Source organism: Enterococcus sp. LJL128 (genome assembly GCF_056924295.1).
Map to the genome: position 1 here is coordinate 53,699 of NZ_JBXPBP010000006.1, position 18,783 is coordinate 72,481.

At 38.6% G+C, this 18,783-nt stretch carries 19 protein-coding genes and 1 other annotated feature; of the genes, 1 reads left to right on the forward strand and 18 read right to left on the reverse strand.

Translation table 11 applies throughout. The features are described 5' to 3' along the window. The first annotated feature begins 383 nt into the window (after positions 1-383). Complete coding sequence (locus tag AC1Z3K_RS09290) at positions 384-1,304, forward strand: Rgg family transcriptional regulator (RefSeq protein ID WP_461732559.1); 921 nt, start codon at positions 384-386, stop codon at positions 1,302-1,304. A gap of 228 nt (positions 1,305-1,532) precedes the next feature. Here the strand turns inward: AC1Z3K_RS09290 and AC1Z3K_RS09295 are convergent, their stop codons facing one another. The 18 genes from AC1Z3K_RS09295 to AC1Z3K_RS09380 all read right to left on the reverse strand — a co-directional run bounded on the left by AC1Z3K_RS09295 (position 1,533) and on the right by AC1Z3K_RS09380 (position 18,185). Then, on the reverse strand, positions 1,533-2,222 hold the full coding sequence (locus tag AC1Z3K_RS09295) for a metal ABC transporter ATP-binding protein (RefSeq protein WP_461732560.1): 690 nt from the start codon (positions 2,220-2,222) through the stop codon (positions 1,533-1,535). Between the two features lie 280 nt (positions 2,223-2,502). Then, on the reverse strand, positions 2,503-3,483 hold the full coding sequence (locus tag AC1Z3K_RS09300; RefSeq protein WP_461732561.1) for a metal ABC transporter substrate-binding protein: 981 nt from the start codon (positions 3,481-3,483) through the stop codon (positions 2,503-2,505). 200 nt (positions 3,484-3,683) lie between these two features. Then, the gene (gene ispE / locus AC1Z3K_RS09305) at positions 3,684-4,535 is read right to left on the reverse strand and encodes a 4-(cytidine 5'-diphospho)-2-C-methyl-D-erythritol kinase (RefSeq protein ID WP_426083068.1); all 852 of its coding nucleotides are present in this window, start codon (positions 4,533-4,535) and stop codon (positions 3,684-3,686) included. Positions 4,536-4,706: 171 nt separating this feature from the next. Further along, positions 4,707-4,952: a Veg family protein gene (locus AC1Z3K_RS09310; protein WP_426083070.1), complete on the reverse strand. Its 246-nt coding sequence runs from the start codon at positions 4,950-4,952 to the stop codon at positions 4,707-4,709. Positions 4,953-5,073: 121 nt separating this feature from the next. Beyond that, positions 5,074-5,634 carry a sigma-70 family RNA polymerase sigma factor gene (locus AC1Z3K_RS09315; protein WP_426083072.1) on the reverse strand — a complete coding sequence of 187 codons (561 nt, stop codon included), beginning with the start codon at positions 5,632-5,634 and terminating at the stop codon, positions 5,074-5,076. Between the two features lie 200 nt (positions 5,635-5,834). After that, complete coding sequence (locus tag AC1Z3K_RS09320; protein WP_426083074.1) at positions 5,835-6,365, reverse strand: NYN domain-containing protein; 531 nt, start codon at positions 6,363-6,365, stop codon at positions 5,835-5,837. A 12-nt stretch (positions 6,366-6,377) separates the two neighbouring features. Further along, positions 6,378-7,196: a 23S rRNA (guanosine(2251)-2'-O)-methyltransferase RlmB gene (rlmB, locus tag AC1Z3K_RS09325; RefSeq protein WP_426083076.1), complete on the reverse strand. Its 819-nt coding sequence runs from the start codon at positions 7,194-7,196 to the stop codon at positions 6,378-6,380. Then, a complete protein-coding gene (locus AC1Z3K_RS09330; protein ID WP_426083255.1) occupies positions 7,177-7,584 on the reverse strand; it encodes a Mini-ribonuclease 3 in 408 nt (135 codons plus the stop codon). Before AC1Z3K_RS09330 ends, rlmB begins: the two co-directional genes overlap by 20 nt. Next, entirely contained in the window at positions 7,581-8,993 is a 1,413-nt protein-coding gene (gene cysS, locus AC1Z3K_RS09335; protein ID WP_461732562.1) for a cysteine--tRNA ligase, read from the reverse strand. Before cysS ends, AC1Z3K_RS09330 begins: the two co-directional genes overlap by 4 nt. Next, positions 8,977-9,525, reverse strand: a complete 549-nt coding sequence (gene epsC / locus AC1Z3K_RS09340; RefSeq protein ID WP_426083080.1) for a serine O-acetyltransferase EpsC — start codon at positions 9,523-9,525, stop codon at positions 8,977-8,979. The genes cysS and epsC overlap by 17 nt, the downstream gene beginning before the upstream one ends. 129 nt (positions 9,526-9,654) lie before the next feature. Beyond that, positions 9,655-9,865, reverse strand: a binding site (T-box leader). Positions 9,866-9,875: 10 nt separating this feature from the next. Beyond that, on the reverse strand, positions 9,876-11,333 hold the full coding sequence (gene gltX / locus AC1Z3K_RS09345) for a glutamate--tRNA ligase (protein WP_426083081.1): 1,458 nt from the start codon (positions 11,331-11,333) through the stop codon (positions 9,876-9,878). Positions 11,334-11,348: 15 nt separating this feature from the next. Beyond that, the gene (gene ispF / locus AC1Z3K_RS09350; RefSeq protein WP_461732563.1) at positions 11,349-11,822 is read right to left on the reverse strand and encodes a 2-C-methyl-D-erythritol 2,4-cyclodiphosphate synthase; all 474 of its coding nucleotides are present in this window, start codon (positions 11,820-11,822) and stop codon (positions 11,349-11,351) included. A gap of 6 nt (positions 11,823-11,828) precedes the next feature. Continuing rightward, positions 11,829-12,527, reverse strand: a complete 699-nt coding sequence (gene ispD, locus AC1Z3K_RS09355) for a 2-C-methyl-D-erythritol 4-phosphate cytidylyltransferase (protein ID WP_461732564.1) — start codon at positions 12,525-12,527, stop codon at positions 11,829-11,831. A gap of 3 nt (positions 12,528-12,530) precedes the next feature. Then, positions 12,531-13,670 (reverse strand): PIN/TRAM domain-containing protein, encoded by a 1,140-nt coding sequence (locus AC1Z3K_RS09360; RefSeq protein ID WP_426083087.1) that lies wholly within the window; start codon positions 13,668-13,670, stop codon positions 12,531-12,533. A gap of 132 nt (positions 13,671-13,802) precedes the next feature. Then, complete coding sequence (radA, locus tag AC1Z3K_RS09365) at positions 13,803-15,173, reverse strand: DNA repair protein RadA (RefSeq protein WP_426083089.1); 1,371 nt, start codon at positions 15,171-15,173, stop codon at positions 13,803-13,805. 127 nt (positions 15,174-15,300) lie between these two features. Beyond that, positions 15,301-15,777, reverse strand: coding sequence for a dCTP deaminase/dUTPase family protein (locus AC1Z3K_RS09370; protein ID WP_426083091.1), 477 nt, complete (start codon positions 15,775-15,777; stop codon positions 15,301-15,303). Positions 15,778-16,116: 339 nt separating this feature from the next. Beyond that, complete coding sequence (locus AC1Z3K_RS09375; protein WP_426083092.1) at positions 16,117-16,545, reverse strand: hypothetical protein; 429 nt, start codon at positions 16,543-16,545, stop codon at positions 16,117-16,119. 260 nt (positions 16,546-16,805) lie between these two features. After that, complete coding sequence (locus AC1Z3K_RS09380) at positions 16,806-18,185, reverse strand: hypothetical protein (protein WP_461732565.1); 1,380 nt, start codon at positions 18,183-18,185, stop codon at positions 16,806-16,808. Positions 18,186-18,783: the final 598 nt, after the last annotated feature.

Below are 18,783 nucleotides of genomic sequence, written 5' to 3' on the forward strand. Positions count from 1 at the left end.
CTATATCATAAACGGGTCTGATTACAATAGTTTATAGTTATTTTCTAATGTTTTTTTTACAACGATTTGTTATACTACAATACAGATTGATTAATAAATGGAGCAAGAAAACATTGTGCAACGAATGCTTTCTTGCTTTTTTCAATGGTAGAATTAAATTATACTCCTCCAACAAATCCAAGAGTGACAATTCCCCACAAAGTAGTTAGAAACATTATCTCACCTCTTTCTAATAGTATGATTACAATTTACCAGATTAGCTAAAATATAGATATACTTTAAAGTAAGATTTTCAATACAGCAAAATTTAACCCTAATTTCTCTTATAATCAGAAAAAAACATGTGTTTTATTATAATTATTTGCTATAATGCAAAAAAGGAGGTGGAAGCACTGAAAACAGGAGATTTATTTCGTTTTTTCAGATTAAACAACAAGCAAAAACAAAAAGAACTCTTAGATACTAATGTTTCTACTTATTCAAGAATTGAAAACAATACTAAAGCTGTGAACATAGAGGAGTTCAACACTATAACTGATAGATTATCAATAACCTCTGAAGAATTTATACGTATGTCTGATTTAGATAAAAAGCAAAATGACTTCATTTCACTTTTCAGATATTGTTCTGAACATCCTAAAAACAATGAAAAGAAAAAAAGGCTTCTTTCTCACTACTACAACAAATCAATAGAGAAATTAAATTTAAGAGAGCTTAATAACTACATAGCAATTAAATTAATGTTTTGTGCGATTTATGAAGAAGTAGAAGATATTACAGAAGAGGAAAAAGAGTACATTTGCACTTACATCGAAAAAAGAACATTTTTAACACACTACGATTACAATCTTTTATTAAATGCAAGTGCAAGGTTCAATAAGCAACAAGCTAAAAGAATTGTAAAAAAAGCTATTCCTGTCAAAAATGAACTTGAAAGATCACACAAGACTATAATTTTTGCTTACAATGTTATGAGAAATATCATAACTATGCTTATCTACAAAAATGATTATGAAACTGCTGAAAAATACATTGCAATGACAAAAGAACAACCTGTTAATTCATCTAACTACGAACAAAGAATGAACATAGAGTATCTTCACAACTTAGTCCAATATCTAAAAACTGGAAAAAAAGAATATTCTGAAAAAATTACACGATACATCAGAACATTAGAAGATTTAGGACTAAATGAAACTGCAAAAGTAGTTGATGAAGAATATGAATATGTTATAACGAATAAAGGAAAAGAAGTAGAGTTAGGTGGCGGGAACCATCCTATCAGGCATATAAAAGAAAATTGATTAGTTATTACTACATGTTTAACTTTCTATAATATTCTCTTTTTGATGGGGACAAGCAAAAAAATCAAAGCAAAGAGCACTATCTATTTTTTCTTAGATAATGCTCTTTGTTTTAATTTCATTTTCATTCTAGTGAGAACATTTTTGAGAACAATAACTACTTTTTGGTTCCCTATGCACAAAACAAGACTTTCAAGAATGCTGTTATTACAGCTTTTTACTTATTACTTACACCTTTTCTGAACTCATATGAAAACATCTCCATTGAGAATCCTCCTTTCGCACCAGACGAATCTGGCGGTCAGCGTAAGCTTTTATATCTTCATGATCATGAGTAATCATCAAAATAGCTTTTCCATGATCATGAGCGTTATGCCGCAGCAGGCGATAGAATTCATTACGTGATTCTTCATCCATACCAGTTGTTGGCTCATCTAGGATAAATAAATCCGGGTCAGTAGCAAAAAGCCTCGCTAAGCTAATTCTCTGCTTTTGTCCTCCAGATAGTTCACCAATACGTTTATGGCGCATATTCCACATTCCTACAGCCTTTAAAGCTTTTTCTACATGGAGATGATCCTTTTCACTCAGCGGCTTAAACCAGCGCTTTCTAGGAAAACGGCCAGAACGTACCAGCTCCAAAACGGTACTAGGGAAGCCTGCGTTAAACGAAGCAATTTGCTGAGGAATATAGCCCATGCTGATTTTTTCTCCGTCCGCATTTTTGTCCGCTAAAGTAATCGTTCCACTAGTTGGTTTAAGCAGACCGAGTGTACTCTTTATCAATGTCGATTTAGCTGCACCGTTTTCCCCTGTCAAAATGACAAACTCCCCTGGGTCAACATAATAAGAAACATCCTCCAGCACAGGCTCGTCATCATAATAAAAGGTCAAATTTTTCACATCAATATAGTGCATACCCCTGCTGCACCTCCTTTTCGCTTCAAAGTTTGGGACATAACAAAGGTCCAAACTCCTCTTTTTCTAAAATTCGAATAGACTGCTGTACAAAAACAGCTTTTTTCGGAAATAAGCCGAACTTTCTTTAAAATTTGTAAAGTTGTTCAGAAAAAATCCTTCTTATTGCTAAAAAACACAGTGAGGTACGAACTGCTTTTGAATAGTATCTATCTGGTTCTCAAAGCTTAACGCTTCTGTCCCGGTCTTTCAATCATTTCTTTATTTTGTTTCTATCCGTTTAGCGGATACTCTTTTTCAAGGCAGCAAGATTTTCCTGCATAACAGATAGATAGTCTTTCCCATCTTTCTGCTCATCTTCAGTCAGACTTTCCAATGTTTGTAAAACAGACAATTCCACACCTGTTTCATTAGCCAATGTTTCTGCTACCTTGGAAGAAGCAGTCGCTTCAAAATAGATTACCTTTACTTGGTGTTCATCGATGAATGTTTTCAACTCTGCCAACCGGCTTGGCGAAGGCTCCTGATCAGGAGAGATACCAGAAACTGATTCCTGTGTTAAGCCATACTGCTTAGCCAGGTAGCCAAATGCAGCATGCTGCGTGATAAATGTTTTGTTCTCAGCATTGGCAAAAGCAGTTTTATATTCTCCATCTAAGGCTTTCAGCTTTTCAATATAAGCGGCAGCATTTTTTTCGAATACAGTTTTTTTATCTGGGTATTTTTTTACTAATCCATCGCGAATTTCCTCAACTTCTTTTTGTGCCAAAACTGGATCAAGCCAAACATGAGGGTCAAGCTCATGACTATGATCATGTCCTTCATGAGCTGCGTCTTCTTCGTGATCATAGTCGTGGTCTTCTTCACTGCCTTCCATCAAATCAATCTTCTGACTTGCTTCTATGACAGCTACCTTCTTTTGATCTACGTTATTAAGAATATCTTCTGACCAAGTCTCAAACTCTTTACTATTGTATACAAAAACATCCGCATCAGAAATTCTCGCAATATCCTTTGCACTAGGCTCAAAGTCATGGGCATCTGTTCCAGAAGGAATAAGCAGTTCCACAGTCCCTTCATCACCCACTACCTGACTAGCGAAGTCATACATCGGATAGAAAGTAGTCATTATCTTGATGCCGTTCTCATTCGTTTCATTGGAAGATGCTGTTTTCGAGTTTCCACATGCACTCAATAAAAGCAATGAACCAACTAACAGCATACCGATACCTGTACTATATTTCAAAAATTTTCTCTTCATCATCTCTCTCCATTCCGATTTATTTAGACAAATCGTAATTTTTACGATTTAAGAGCAAGAACTACTTTATCAGAAGAAAAAAAATTCGTCAAGACAAACATAGAAATTTTCTATGTTTATTTTTTAGATTAAGAATCTATAAGAATAAAAAGCGAAGGATTGTGTCGGAAAACACTGCCCTTCGCTTCACATTTTATTTACTACTTCAATGTCCGAACAAGGTAAACCTCATCACAAAAACCTTTTAAGCCATTATAAATTCTTTGAGCCCGCGATTTTTTATCACACAATGCAAATACAGTAGGGCCGCTACCGCTCATTAATGCTGCATCAGCACCAAATTTCAGCATCCGATCCTTAATCTGCTGGACAACGGGGTATCTTTGAATGGTCACTGATTCCAGTGCATTGCCAATTTGTTCAGTCATTTTTTGATAATCCTGTGCCAGTACCGCATCTTTCAATCCCTTGATATCTGGATGCTGAATACTATTAAAGGAAAGACTGCCAAAAATAGAGGCCGTTGAAACACTCATTTTGGGTTTTACTAATACAACCCAGCATTGCGGCATTGGCGGCAGTTTCTCAATTTTCTCACCTCTGCCAGTAACAAATGCAGTACCGCCTTCAATACAATACGGGACATCTGAACCAATCTCACTGCCTAGCTCTGCCAATTCTTGATTGGTTAATTCCAATTGCCATAATCGGTTTAAACCTCGAAGAGCTGCTGCGCAGTCGCTGCTGCCGCCTGCTAATCCTGCTGCTACAGGAACCTGCTTCTCAATGTATATTCTGACACCTTCTTGAATCGATAGTCTCCGCTTCAGCAGTTCTGCCGCTGCATAGACATGATTTTTTTTATCTAGAGGAATAAAAGAATTGTTTGATTCCAAAATAATTCGATTCTCCGGCAGTGTTTCGAAAATCAGCCGATCAGCTAAATCTACACTCGCCATAACCATCTCTAATTCATGATAGCCGTCTTCTCTCTTATATAATGCATCCAGCCCTAAGTTTATTTTCGCTGGCGCTTTTTCAATTATCTCCATTTCCCCACCTATTTCTCTGCATTGCCATCCTGTCGTACAATCCTTTAAAATTCTAACATATGTTTTTACCGAAGTACATATGAAAAACACCAGGATATAGATAGAAGACGCTGCAAACAAAAAAAGCCAAGCAAGACAATGACCTGTCCTGCTTCGCTTAATTTGTTATATTCAGACAGCTTCACCGAGAAACTCGATTTCTACAGTGCGTGTCAACACATCTGAATAGCTATAAGAAACTCGTTCAAATGAGTTTTCATCTGGATCTAAGTCTACAACAAAAACAGATGGATATGTTTCAGTTAAAACACCCGTACGTTCTGTTTGCCGTTTTCTCCCCGTTTGCGCAGTCAATGTTATTTTGCTGCCAATACGGCATTCCAAATCTTTCTTTATTGAAGCTAAAGTTGTTGGCATTACATTCACCTCAGAAAACATTATAGCTTATATAGAGGAAAATATCAAGTTTACCATAGCATAAAAATAATTGCAACTACTTCTACCTTAATTATTTTTTTATCATTTTTCTTTTTATTTTCTAATCATAAATCAATGATTTAATTTTTTTCTTCGCTCGATCATAGGCACTCCTAACTTTTACCTGCTGAACGGAATAATCTTCTGCAATCTCATTCAGCTCTTTTCCGTTCATATATTCTTCGAATGCAACCCGTTCGAAGGAAGATAAAATACTGGGAAATTCCTCCAATTTTTCTCTGATGATTAAATAGTCCAGCGTCTGGGATTCTTCAATCTGCATATGGTCAAAAAACGTTTCCCCCTGCGTGTCTATTTTCTGATCTAGTGAGACAGCAGACATGTCACTCTTTCGCTTATATGCGCACTGTTTTCTCACTAGGCTACGGATGTGGTTTTCAAAGTTAAGCTTAAAAAAATTGCCTATTGTTACATTATGCCCATCTTTATACTTTTCAATAGATCTGAAAAAAACAATCCGGCCTTCTTGAAGCCAATCCTCCTGATCAAACCCTTTCAAGTAATATTTTGTCTGCATTTTAAAGACTACTGGATGATACTTCCGATACAGCTGAGCAAATGCATCAAAATCTCCCTGTAATATCTTTTCGAACTGATTCACTTTATTCCCCCCTCAACTAAATAGTCTTTGACTTGTTGAAGAGAGCGTACCATTTTTCGATTTAAAATAAGAAGACAAAAAAAGAAGAAAATATATTTTGATAAATATTTTCTTCTTTTAGAGAACTTTTTATATTATTTGAATAATTTTTACACTTTATAAGTGAAAAGATCATTTTTTTACGTATTTTTATTATGCTGTCATTCTTTCTTATTAGACAAATCTTCCAAAACATCTGATAGTTTAGATAGCTGCTCCAGGCTCCACGGCGAGTTCCGCCTAAAACTCTGGAACTTAATGTCTGTAGCATGGATGGCGATTGTCCGCTCTGTTTTGCGAATCTGATCATACAGTTCTCTTGCTGACACTCGTAAGGCTCCTTTGGAGAATATCAGCCATTGCTCTGCTAAATCACTTGTAGCAACCGTTACTTGAGTCAAAAGATCATTTTTTTCTCCAGCAGTTCGCTCGATATAGCTGTCGGCAGTTTCATCTTCCTTTGTAAAAATAACCGTTAGCTGATATTTGCGGTAGCTTTGCTGAATGCCGGGCACTAGTTGTGCATCAAATACAACAATGATTTCTAAGCCTTCATATTTAGCATAATTAGACAACCGATGAAGCAATTCTTCTCTCGCATCTTCCAGCTTATTTTGATTCTTTAATCGGGCCAGCTCCGGCCAAGCCCCGATCATATTATAGCCGTCTACGATCAGTAACTGCTTTTTCACCTGCTCATCTCCCTACGCCTTCGGGTTTCTGCCCCGATATACTTCATACATCAGCAAACCTGCTGCCACACCGGCATTCAAACTTTGTACATGACCTGTCATGGGAATCGTCAGCAGCTCATCTACATCTTTGTATAGACCTTTACTCATACCACGGCCCTCATTTCCAATAATCAGAGCAATAGATCCTTCCGTATTCCATTGACGGTAATCTGTTCCCTTCATATCTGTTCCGAATATCCAGAATCCTGCTGTCTTCAAATCTGCAGCAGCCTGACTTAGGTTCGTCACTCTAGCTACTGGAACATGCTCTACAGCTCCTGTGGAAGCCTTGACAACCACTGAAGTAATTCCAACAGCTCGATGCTTTGGAATAATAATGCCATCTACTCCAGTCGCATCTGCCGTTCTCAAAATAGAGCCAAAATTATGCGGATCCTCCAAACTATCCAAAATTAGAAAGAACGGATTCGCTGTTTCAGTTTTTTCAAGCAGCTGCTCCAAAGAAAGGTACTCATAGGCTGTAACAGCCAAAACAATTCCTTGATGAACACCATGATCACTCAACGTATCCAGCTTAGACTTTGGTACCCATTTAACTGGAACTGAACGAGTTTTAGCCGTTTCTTTTAGTTTTTCAATCTTCTCTCCAGAAATATCCTCTTGTAAAAATAGCTTGTTGCCCCGATCATTCTCCAGTGCTTCAAGAGAAGCGTGGTAGCCAAAAATAAAATCCCCGTTATTTTCTTCAACTGATGCCTGGCTTTGCTGAACTCTAACAGTTTTTTTTTCTCTGCGTTTCCCTTGATATTTATTTTTTGCTGGTTTCATTTTTTTCACCTATCTCCTTTATACACCATGTAATCAGTTCTTCCAAGCGTTCTGTCCGCTTTAATAAATGTAGATAACCCATCAGCGCTTCAAAACCAGTAGATTTGCGGTAAGAAGCCACATCTGCATTTTTAGCAAATGTATGACTTTTTGCATTTCGTCCTCGTTTATAGATTAGCTCCTCTTCGTCTGTCAGTATGCCCTCTAAAAGCATTTTCTCGCTTAAATCAGCCTGCGCCTTCGCTGATACATAGCTAGTTGCGGAGCGATGAAGCATATTCGGCTTTGTCAGACCTTGAGCAACTAGATAGTCCCTAATATAAATTTCGTAAATAGCGTCCCCTACATAAGCTAACGCTAAACCATTCAGCTGTGTATAGTCCATCATTTTTCCCGTCTCCATCTTGTCCCCTGCTGTGTATCCTCCAAAATAATTCCCTGATCTTTCAACAAATCTCTAATCTCATCGCTACGGGCAAAATTACGGTCTTTTCTCGCCTGGTTTCGTTCTTCGATTAGCTGGTCTACCTCATCATCTACCAGCTCCTCAGGCGTAAGTAAAATGCCAAAAACAGTTAACAGCTCTGTATACAAGCTCAATGCCTGCTGCAGAACGTTTTGAGAAACAGCTGTTTCTCCACTGTATTCGTTCATCCATTTCGCTAGTTCATAAACAACGGTAATACCGTTTGCAGTATTGAAATCATCATCCATTTCTTTGGTAAAACGCTCTTTCAGCAGGTTTAACTGTTCTAGACGTACTGCATCATCTGCCAGCGTTTCTTCTGCTGCTTCTTTTCTGAATGACAGATTTTCAAAGGCAATTTTTAGTTTTTGATAATTAGCGGCTGCATCCTTCACTGTTGCTTCACTGTAGCGGACAGGACGACGATATTGAGTCGTTGCCATGAAAAAGCGTAGAATCTGCGGGTCTACTTCCTTGATCAGCTCGTGAACAGTCACAAAATTCCCTAATGACTTGCTCATTTTTTCTTCCTCTTCACCAATCGTAACATAGCCATTGTGCATCCAGTAGTTTGCAAAGGTTTTACCAGTCTTAGCTTCACTTTGGGCAATTTCGTTTTCATGATGAGGAAACTCCAAATCCTGTCCTCCACCGTGAATATCGATGGTCTCTCCCAAGTGTTTCGTTGCCATGACTGAGCATTCAATATGCCAGCCCGGACGCCCTGGTCCCCAAGCAGAATCCCAGGAAATTTCACCTTCCTTCGCAGATTTCCATAATGCGAAGTCAAGAGGGTCTTCCTTCAGCTGTAATTCTTCACCTGTGCGCTGACTTGCACCGATTTCCAGCTCATCAATTGACTGATGGCTTAATTTACCGTAGCCCTCGAATTTTCTTGTACGATAGTAAACGTCTCCCTGCACTTCATAAGCATAGCCTTTATCAATCAGTACCTGAATAAACGTTTGAATATCAGACATGTGGTCCATCACACGAGGATTAGCTGTCGCAGGCTTTACGTTCAAAGCCTGAGTATCTTCAGTAAATGCTTGAATAAAGCGATCTGCTACCGCTGGCGCACTAATTCCCAGTTCTTTGGCAGCCCGAATAATTTTATCGTCTACATCAGTAAAATTAGAAACATAGTTCACCTCATAGCCCCGATATTCAAAGTAGCGGCGAATCGTATCAAAAGCGATTGTGCTGCGGGCATTTCCAACATGGATGTAGTTATAAACAGTCGGTCCGCAGACATACATGCTAACCTTTCCTGCCTCTAATGGTACAAACTCTTCCTTCTGTCTGCTCAATGTATTATAGATTTGTATCATGTGTTTCCCCTACCTTCTTTCCTTTAATCCTTACTATTTTTGCTGGGATTCCTACCGCTGTAGCATCCGCCGGAACATCAATCAAAACAACTGCTGCTGCACCAATCTTAGACCGTTCTCCGATTGTTACCGGCCCCAGTATCTGCGCATTAGCAGAGATAACTGCTCCTTTTTTTACTGTAGGATGGCGCTTACCGCAGTCTTTTCCAGTTCCGCCTAAAGTTACGCCGTGGAACAAAACAACATCTGTTTCAATCTCGGCTGTTTGTCCGATGACCACACCCATTCCATGGTCGATAAAAACGCCTGGGGCAATTTTAGCTCCGGGATGAATCTCAATACCTGTCAGAAAACGCCAAAATTGAGCATGAATTTTAGCCAGCAAATAAAGATGATGCCTATAGAAAAAATGTGACAATCTATGCCAAAACAAGGCATAAACACCTGGGTATGTAAGTAAAACTTCTGCAGTAGAACGAGCCGCTGGATCATTCTTTTTTACAGCTGCAACTGCTTGTTTCAACCAACTCACTAGTTATCCCTCCTTTATCATTTCTTCTTTTCCCATCTATCAAAGAATTTTATCCTTAATTAAATGAACAGCGACTGCTTTCGAATGTAATTAAAGCAAAAAAACGCCCTTTGAATGGAAAATTTCCATTCAAAAGACGTTTGCACGCGGTCCCACTTTTTTTCATAAAGCAGAAGTCTGCTTTATCTCAATACAGGTAACGTCTGTTCTACGTTTTCAGCTACTGACTTCGCTGAAACCACTCAAAGGGGCATTTCAGATGCTTCTGCTGACTATTTCCACCACCCATAGTCTCTCTGTGAACAGTATACTTCTTACTTTTCCTTCTCACTGTGTTTCTTTATCCTTGTTTATAAAACATTTTCTAAATGTGCCAGAGCCTTTTCTTTACCTAAAAGCTCAATTGTTTCCGCCAGCTCTGGTCCGTGCATTTGCCCAGAAACAGCCACACGAATTGGCATGAATAGGTTCTTCCCTTTGACGCCAGTTTCTTTTTGAACTGCCTTAATTGCCGCTTTAATCGCTGGAACATCTAATACGTCCATCGCTTCCAGCTGTGCTTTGAAGGCCTTTAAGACTTCCGGTACCGTTTCTCCTGCCAGTACTTCCTTCGCTGCATCATCTAAAACAGGATGTTCGTTAAAGAACAGATTAGACAGCTCAACGATTTCTGCCGCATAGCTCATTTGATCCTTATACAGGCTAACCAGCTTCTTCAGCCACTCGATACGCTCAGAAGACGGATTTTCTTCTACTCTGCCGTCAGCAATCAAATAAGGTATGCACATATCTGCCAGCTTATCCAATTCGACTTGCTTCATGTACTGATTATTAACCCATTCCAGTTTTTTACCGTCAAAAGCAGCTGGTGACTTGCTCAAACGTTCCGGATCAAAGATTTTTACCAGTTCTTCTTGAGCAAAGACTTCTTCTTCTCCTACTGGAGACCAGCCTAATAAAGCAATAAAGTTGAACATGGCTTCCGGCAGATACCCCAATTCCCGATACTGTTCAATAAACTGCAGGATTGTTTCATCACGTTTACTTAATTTCTTCCCTGTTTCTGAGTTAATAATCAGCGTCATATGTCCAAAATGAGGCGGAGTCCAGCCAAATGCTTCATAAATCATCAATTGTTTTGGTGTATTGGCAATATGGTCATCTCCACGCAATACATGGGTGATTTTCATCATGTGATCATCCACAGCTACTGCAAAATTATACGTAGGCATGCCGTCGCGTTTTTGGATGACAAAGTCGCCGCCAGTATTGTCTGATTCAAAGGCGATATCTCCCTTAACCATATCTTCAAAGGTATAGGATGTATTCCGCGGAACTCGAAAACGTACAACTGGTTGTATGCCCTGTGCTTCTTTTTCAGCTTGTTCGGAAGGAGATAGATTGGCACATTTCCCACCATAGTGAGGCATTTCCCCCCTAGCTCTTTGTGCTTCACGTTCCTCTTCCAGTTCTTCTTCTGTACAATAACATTTATATGCTCGATTGCTGCTCAACAGCTGATCAATCAGCGGCTGATAAATATCTTTTCTTTCAGACTGACGATATGGTCCGTATTTTCCAGGATTTTCCGGTGATTCATCCCAGTTAATTCCCAGCCAAGCCAGGTTTTCCAGCTGACTTTTTTCACCGTCTTCAATATTACGCTTCTGATCTGTATCTTCTATCCGGATAATGAATTCACCGTCATTGTGACGGGCAAATAAATAATTGAATAATGCTGTTCTTGCATTTCCAATATGCAAGTGTCCTGTTGGACTTGGTGCGTAACGTACACGAACTTTTGTCATAGTCTTTTCCTCTTTCTACTTTTCAAGTAAAGCGACCGCCATCGCTCCCATACCTTCTTCACGTCCAATAAAGCCCATTTTCTCCATTGTTGTTGCTTTGATATTAACCTGAGTTTGGTCAATACTACAAGCAACAGCAATATTCTCTTTCATCTTTTCAAGATGCGGCTTCATTTTCGGCTGTTCTGCTAAAATTGTACAATCAATATTGTTAATAGTAAAGCCTGCTGACAGAACTTTTTTGTTTGCTTCGCGCAGCAGCTTTATAGAATCTGCATTTTTGAATGCCGGATCTGTGTCTGGAAATAAATGACCGATATCCCCTAGGCCCGCTCCACCTAATAAAGCATCTGTAATCGCATGGAGTAAAATGTCTGCATCAGAATGTCCCAAAAGCCCTTTTTCAAAGGGAATCTCTACACCACCGATAATCAGCTTGCGTCCCTCTGTCAACTGGTGTACATCAAATCCCTGTCCAATTCTAAACATACTGCTTTAACTCCTTTTTCTTTTGACAATTGCCTCACCAATCAGCATATCCTCTGGTGTTGTCAATTTGATATTCTCATAGCTCCCTAATACCATAGAGACGGGCAGGTCACTATACTTTTCTATAAGTGATGATTCGTCTGTTCCTAAAAAAGCTTCTGCCCGTGCTTTTTCATGAACCCCTAGCAAATCTTTACCAAAAAATGCCTGCGGTGTCTGAATCTGCCACAGTGTATCCCGTGGAATCGTTTCTTCCACCTGTCCCTTTACAACCCGCTTAATTGTATCCTTCACTGGAACACCCAGTATAGCTGTTCTGGTTTCCATCACTTTGGCGTGGAGTGCCTTTAACTGCGACAACGTGACAAACGGGCGGGCGCCATCATGCACCATCACAATATTTTCAACGCTCTTTAATGCTTTTAAACCATTATATACACTGTACTGACGTTCACTTCCACCAGAAACAATCGTTACCGGACAGCTTTGGCTTTTTTTTAGTTTACGAACCGCGGTCTCCAAAAGGCTTTTTTCATTCGATTGAGTAACCAAAATAATGTGTTTACACGCTGGGTCACTAAAAAAGGTCTTCAGCGAATAGAGAATAATCGGCTTTCCCATAAGATTAAGCAGAATTTTATTACGTGAAGCATTCATTCTTTTCCCTTGTCCAGCCGCCAATAATATAACTTCGTACTCTTTCATAGCCTACTTCTTCTCATTCGCCTGACTACCGCCTTTATTCTCATCAAGACCTCGACCAGAATGGGCAGGTTTTGCAAAAATCATTCGTCCGGCTGCTGTTTGAAGTGCACTTGTCACAACGACTTGAATATGCTCATTCATGTAATGCTGACCGTCCTCCACTACAACCATCGTTCCATCATCCAAATAAGCTACACCCTGCTGTCTTTCTGTTCCGGCTTTTACGACCATCACATTCATCGTTTCGCCAGGGATAACTACCGGCTTAACTGCGTTCGCCAGCTCATTAATATTCAATACTGGAACATTTTGAAATTCGGAAACTTTATTTAAATTATAGTCATTTGTCACCACAACGCCGTCAAGAAGCTTCGCCAGCTTAATCAGCTTACTGTCAACCTCGGCAATATCTTCAAAATCCCCGTCATACATTTCTACAGAAATTCCATCTTCTTTCTGCAGCGCATTTAGAATATCCAGACCCCGGCGGCCGCGAACACGTTTTAGACTGTCTCCAGAATCAGCAATATACTGCAATTCATACAATACAAAATTAGGAATCAGTAAAACACCTTCCAAAAAACCCGTCTTTGCAATATCATAAATTCGGCCATCAATAATTACACTAGTGTCAAGAATTTTATATTTATGAAAATGATCCTCAACTTTGCGCTCTAACAGCTGACCTTCGTTTTCAGCGGGTTTCTTTTGTCTACTTGTAAATATCTTCTTCCATTCATCAATCCGCGTGGTTCCCATACGGAACCCTAAATAGCCCAGCATAATCATTAACAAAATAGGCAGTAAACTGTTAACAACTGGAATTTCCAGATTGTACATTGGAATTGAAATAATTACACCAATCGTTAATCCGATAATTGCACCGATACTCCCAAATAGTAAATAAGTAAGACTTACCTCATTTAATGATTTTTCTACTCGCTTAACTGCTGAAACAATATACTTTGCTAACACTAAAGATAAAATAAAGAAAATAATTGCACCGATTAAACTGTTAGTAAAGTTATTGTTCAGCCATTGATTATCTGCCTGTTGAATCATCTGCCACGCTGTAGGTAATAATGAAATGCCTAGACTAGCGCCGACGATAACCATCAGTACAGTGATTACACGTTTCTGCATGCATTCTCCTCCTCCATAAATTTTACGACTATCCTTGTATTAAGCTGGGAGAAGCTTCACCTAGTAGTGATGCTTCTCTCAACCAATTATTCGTCAGTAAACAGCAAAATCAGCCTAATATAAGACCCCTTGCTATTTAAAAACTTTTCTCAGTGTCTCTCCAATTGTTGAGACACCAATAATTTCAATCGTTTTTGGCGGATCCCAGCCGCTCAAATTATTCTTAGGGACATAGATTCGGGTAAATCCGAGCTTTTCGGCTTCCCGAATTCGCTGTTCTATACTGTTGACCCTGCGTACTTCACCAGTCAAACCAATCTCACCAATAAAACATTCGGTGGGGGCTGTTCCTTTTTCCTTATAGCTGGAAGCAATACTAACTGCCACAGCTAAATCAATTGCTGGTTCATTCAGCTTGACACCGCCTGCCGCTTTTAAATAAGCATCCTGATTTTGCAGCAGCAGCCCAGCTCTTTTTTCAAGTACAGCCATAATTAAAGACACTCGGTTAAAATCAAGGCCTGTTGTTGTTCGCTTAGCATTACCGAAAACGGTTGGTGTAACTAGCGCCTGCACCTCTACAAGAATCGGACGACTTCCTTCCATTGCTACGACAATGGCTGAGCCAGTAGCGCCATCCAGCCGCTCCTCTAAAAATACCTGAGAAGGGTTGGCAACCTCTTCTAATCCATGTTCCCGCATTTCAAAAATACCGATTTCATTGGTGGAACCAAAACGATTCTTTACTGCACGCAAAATCCGAAACGTATGATGCTTGTCACCTTCAAAATACAGCACCGTATCTACCATGTGCTCCAGCATTCGCGGACCGGCAATTGATCCGTCCTTGGTTACATGACCGACAATAAAAATGGCAATGCCGTTGGTTTTAGCTAGCTTCAGTAGTTCAGCCGTCGTTTCTCTAACCTGACTGACGCTTCCTGCAACACTAGTCACATCAGGCTGGGTCATTGTTTGAATAGAATCGATAATCACGTAATCAGGTTCCAGCTTTTCGATAGCTCGGGCAATCTCCTGCATATCTGTTTCAGCATATAGGTAAAAATCAAGATTGGCTGTTCCAAGTCGTTCTGCTCGAAGCTTAATCTGATCCGCACTTTCTTCTCCTGAAACATAGAGAACCTTGCCTCCGACTTCGGTTAGCTGCTGAGAAACCTGCAGCAGCAGTGTTGATTTTCCAATCCCCGGATCCCCGCCGATTAAAACCAGTGAGCCCGGCACAACACCACCGCCTAAAACCCGGTTGAGCTCTGCCAGCTTTGTTGCTACCCGAGGTTCTTTCCGGGGAACAACCTCTGTCAGCTTCTGCGGCTGTGTTTTCTTCCCGGTTAGACTAACTCTTACTCTTCTATCAGAAGTATCCTGAATTGCTACTTCTGTCATTGAATTCCATTGTCCGCAATTTGGACAACGGCCTAAGTATTTAGGCGAAATATAGCCGCAGGATTGACATTCAAATTGGACTTTTGCTTTTTTGGCCATACCACAACTCCTTGTACTGCATTTGTTACATTATTTTCAAAATGACTGATAACATTTTAACATACTATCTTCTTATTACACTAAGACTTATCAACTAAAAAGCGAACTTTAAAGAGATTTTAATCTATCATTGTCCAGAGGATCCAAATCCACCAGTTCTCTCTGTTTCCACCTGATCCCCATCTGCTAGTAAAAATGGCTTGAAAATTCCCTGACCGATTCGTTCACCTTTTCGGATTTCAACATCTTCATAACCAAAATTCAAGAACTGAAACATAATATGTCCTTCATTATTTTCATTACCGTAGTAATCACTGTCGATTACACCTACACCATTTGCCAAAAGTAAAAAACGCTTCAGCGGGTTAGATGAACGACTGACCAGCTCAAGGTACTCATTCTGCGGCATATACGCTTTGATTCCTGTTTTTACTAAAGTAGGCTTCGGTGCAGTCCCTGTATCTTTTTGCTGCCAAATACTTGGAATAATTTTTGTTTCAGCAGCCTCAAAGTCATACCCCGCTGCTCCGCTGGTAGCACGGGCCGGAAGGTTGATTCCATTGTCCTTATAATCTGAAATAATTTCAAAACCTCGTTGTCTCATATCTCTTCTCCCTTATATTTCTGAACTGTGTTTATTATATCACACACCTGACATCCATCCTAAGATTATAGAGGCTGCTAAACCTTAATATCCACTCCTCCTATTCTGCCTTTATTACAAGAAGATTTTACTATTTTAATATACTTATTTTTTGGAAATTTTTTCTTGTTCAGTCTTTATTCTCCATTCAGTATTTTTGAATCTAAAAAAGAGCTGTGACACAGTGATGTCACAACTCTTTTCATATACAGATTTCTTTAACAAAGCTTTCTATTTCACTCAAATCCTGAAATAGAAAGCTTTGTTTATGCATTCAATCTATAATCGACAGCCTTTGACCTAGGCTGCTGCGGATGCTTTTTTCTTTTTGTTCGCTCTCAATGTGATAATACCAAAAACAAAAAGAGCAACTGTGCCTACAAACATAAGATAAATCCCAATAGCTGGGGAAATTCCTACTCTGTCAAAGCCGACAAAAACAATCAATGCATTACCAGCTGGTAATAATAAGCCTGCGATAATACTCAGAATACCTGTTATTGTATTCAAAACGCGCTTCTTTGTCACCAATGTCAACACTGCAAAAATTCCGACAAGAACCACTGCAATTGTCACAAACATGGCAATTTCTCCATCACCATCTTCCCAGTAAGACGAATATGTCTCTGAACCATAGGCCATGATTGGCAAAAACAAACTGATAAAGCTTACAACAAGAGACGCGATAACCCCCATTACCGGCCACACCTTAATTCCTTTAGTTTCCATTTTTTCTCCTTTTTTTCTTACATTATTTTGCATTTAAAAAAATTAAATACTTAAACATAATAGCATAATTCAAAGTGTTCGTTCAACCTTATTTAGACGACAGGACACAAACGAACTACATGTAGCTATTATAATATAAATAACAGAAAAAATTGATAAAATAAATGAACGTATTATTACTGAAATGCGGCGAATAACTACAAAAAACGTTTCTATTAGAAGAGACTGAAAATTCTAGCACTGACCCACCTATTTATCGATTACTTTTCAATAGTTATCTCTCTATTTTTGAATAACCGCTCATACAAAATAAAGAAGAGCAGATAAAGCAGGATGCCTATACTAACATAATGAATCGTATCTATAATTTGTACTGTTTGAGGAGTATTTGCTTTATGCCCCGTAATCTGCAATACAGTACTGGCAGAAATTCCAAACTCTTTCGTCATAACCCAAAGTCCTGTTATCAGCAAGAGCTGATGAGTAATGCTTCCTTTAGATTGAGTGCTGTACTTCATAATAATGCGCTGATCCTGTGGCAGTTCTTCATTCTCTGCATATGTCTGATTTAAATAAGTACTGGTTCCGCTGATAAACAGACTGAATACAAGAACCCCAAATGGAAATATCGCTGGAAATAACAGTAACAATAATGAAAAAATCAACCCAAAGATATGAAGCAGCTCTCTATCCACTCTTGGGAACAGCTGATAAATATAGCGTATTAACAGCTTAGAAATTAGAATTCCCAGCAGATAAGGTAAGTATAAATATAAGGTGATTTTATCATTTCCAAAGTAGAAAGCGGTGTAAAAGGTGCCGAACAATAGAATAAAATTCGTACACATGCCATTAATAAAGGTCAGGAGATTTAGCCAGATTGGCAGCTTCCAATTTTTGTGAATCGTATTGATATACCATGCAGCCAAAAGCAGACAGATTGAGAAGCCTATGACTGCAGCAGTTAAAAATTCTGAATCAAATAATGCCCTTGCTAAGCGAACAATAATCAACAAAATAAAATAAACTAAAAATAACAAAAACTCTTTCATAAAAAATGTTTGCTGATCTATTTTCTCTAATTTTCTATCTTCAACTGGATAATCATTAACCGTTCGAAAAGAAGCTAAAAATAAAAAAGTATATTCTGCAAAAATTACTATTCTCTTTCCTGGAAAGTTTATCATTAGCGCGCCTAAAAAGATGCCAAGCAAAATAGCGAGAAACAGAAAATCGAATATTCCGCTTTTCTGCTGTTCAATATTCAGCTCTTTCCGCTGATATTTAATTGTCGTATTGGCTGGCGGCAGCCATGCGGCACTTAAACCAATTAAAACTGCTGCCAAATAATAGCAGGGTAGCCACCATTCACCCAAAATTCCAAAAATGCTTCCAAGACCACCGACAATCAAAGAAAGCCATAAAACATGAAGCGTCGTCAGCCCTAGGCGAAAGCTTTTCAATAAGAAAATGCCTGTCATCCGTACTGTGTAAAAAAGAACAAAAGGCAAAACACTTTCTAAGTTGACACCTGTATGCAAATTTAAAAAAACCAGATAAGGGATAAATGTAATTGTATTGGTCAGCACAAAAGGAATTGCTGGAAATGATTTTTGAACAGCTGGTTTTTTAGACGCCATATTTTCAACTCCTTCTATTTTGATTTTGTTAGTCTTGTTTATAGTCTATCACTGCCAAAAGACAAAATCGAAAGAAAACCTCTTTTTTAAGGCTATTTCTTTGAAATTTATTAGTTATTTTTTATTAAGCTGTTTCTACTTGTAGCTTCTTTCTCATTTTCTAGGATAAGAGATGTACAAATATAAATATTTTTTATTTATTATAAGATAAAACAGACACTATGAGAAGCGATTTCTTACAGTTTTCATTAAAAATTACTTTTTCACTTATTTTACTCTACAAATCAGTTTTTTTTATGAATGAACAGGCAAATAAATCAGTCTTTTTTAATATATAACTCCTATAAAATTGAGATATATCACAATTATCTTTGCCTGTAGGTCACTTTCCGTACTCAGTATCTTTTACAGGATTTACAGTGGTGTAACTACCCACCTCACTGTTTATTCAAATTTAAGTACGCAAAAAAAATGTAGAAATAGATTATTGTTCCAAACTCGCCATTAAAAGAACCTTTTTTATTGCTGAGATGCACCGTAAGGTACACGTCGATGTTGATCCGTAGCTGCTTAGCTATCAAAATTTAGCATTTCTGTT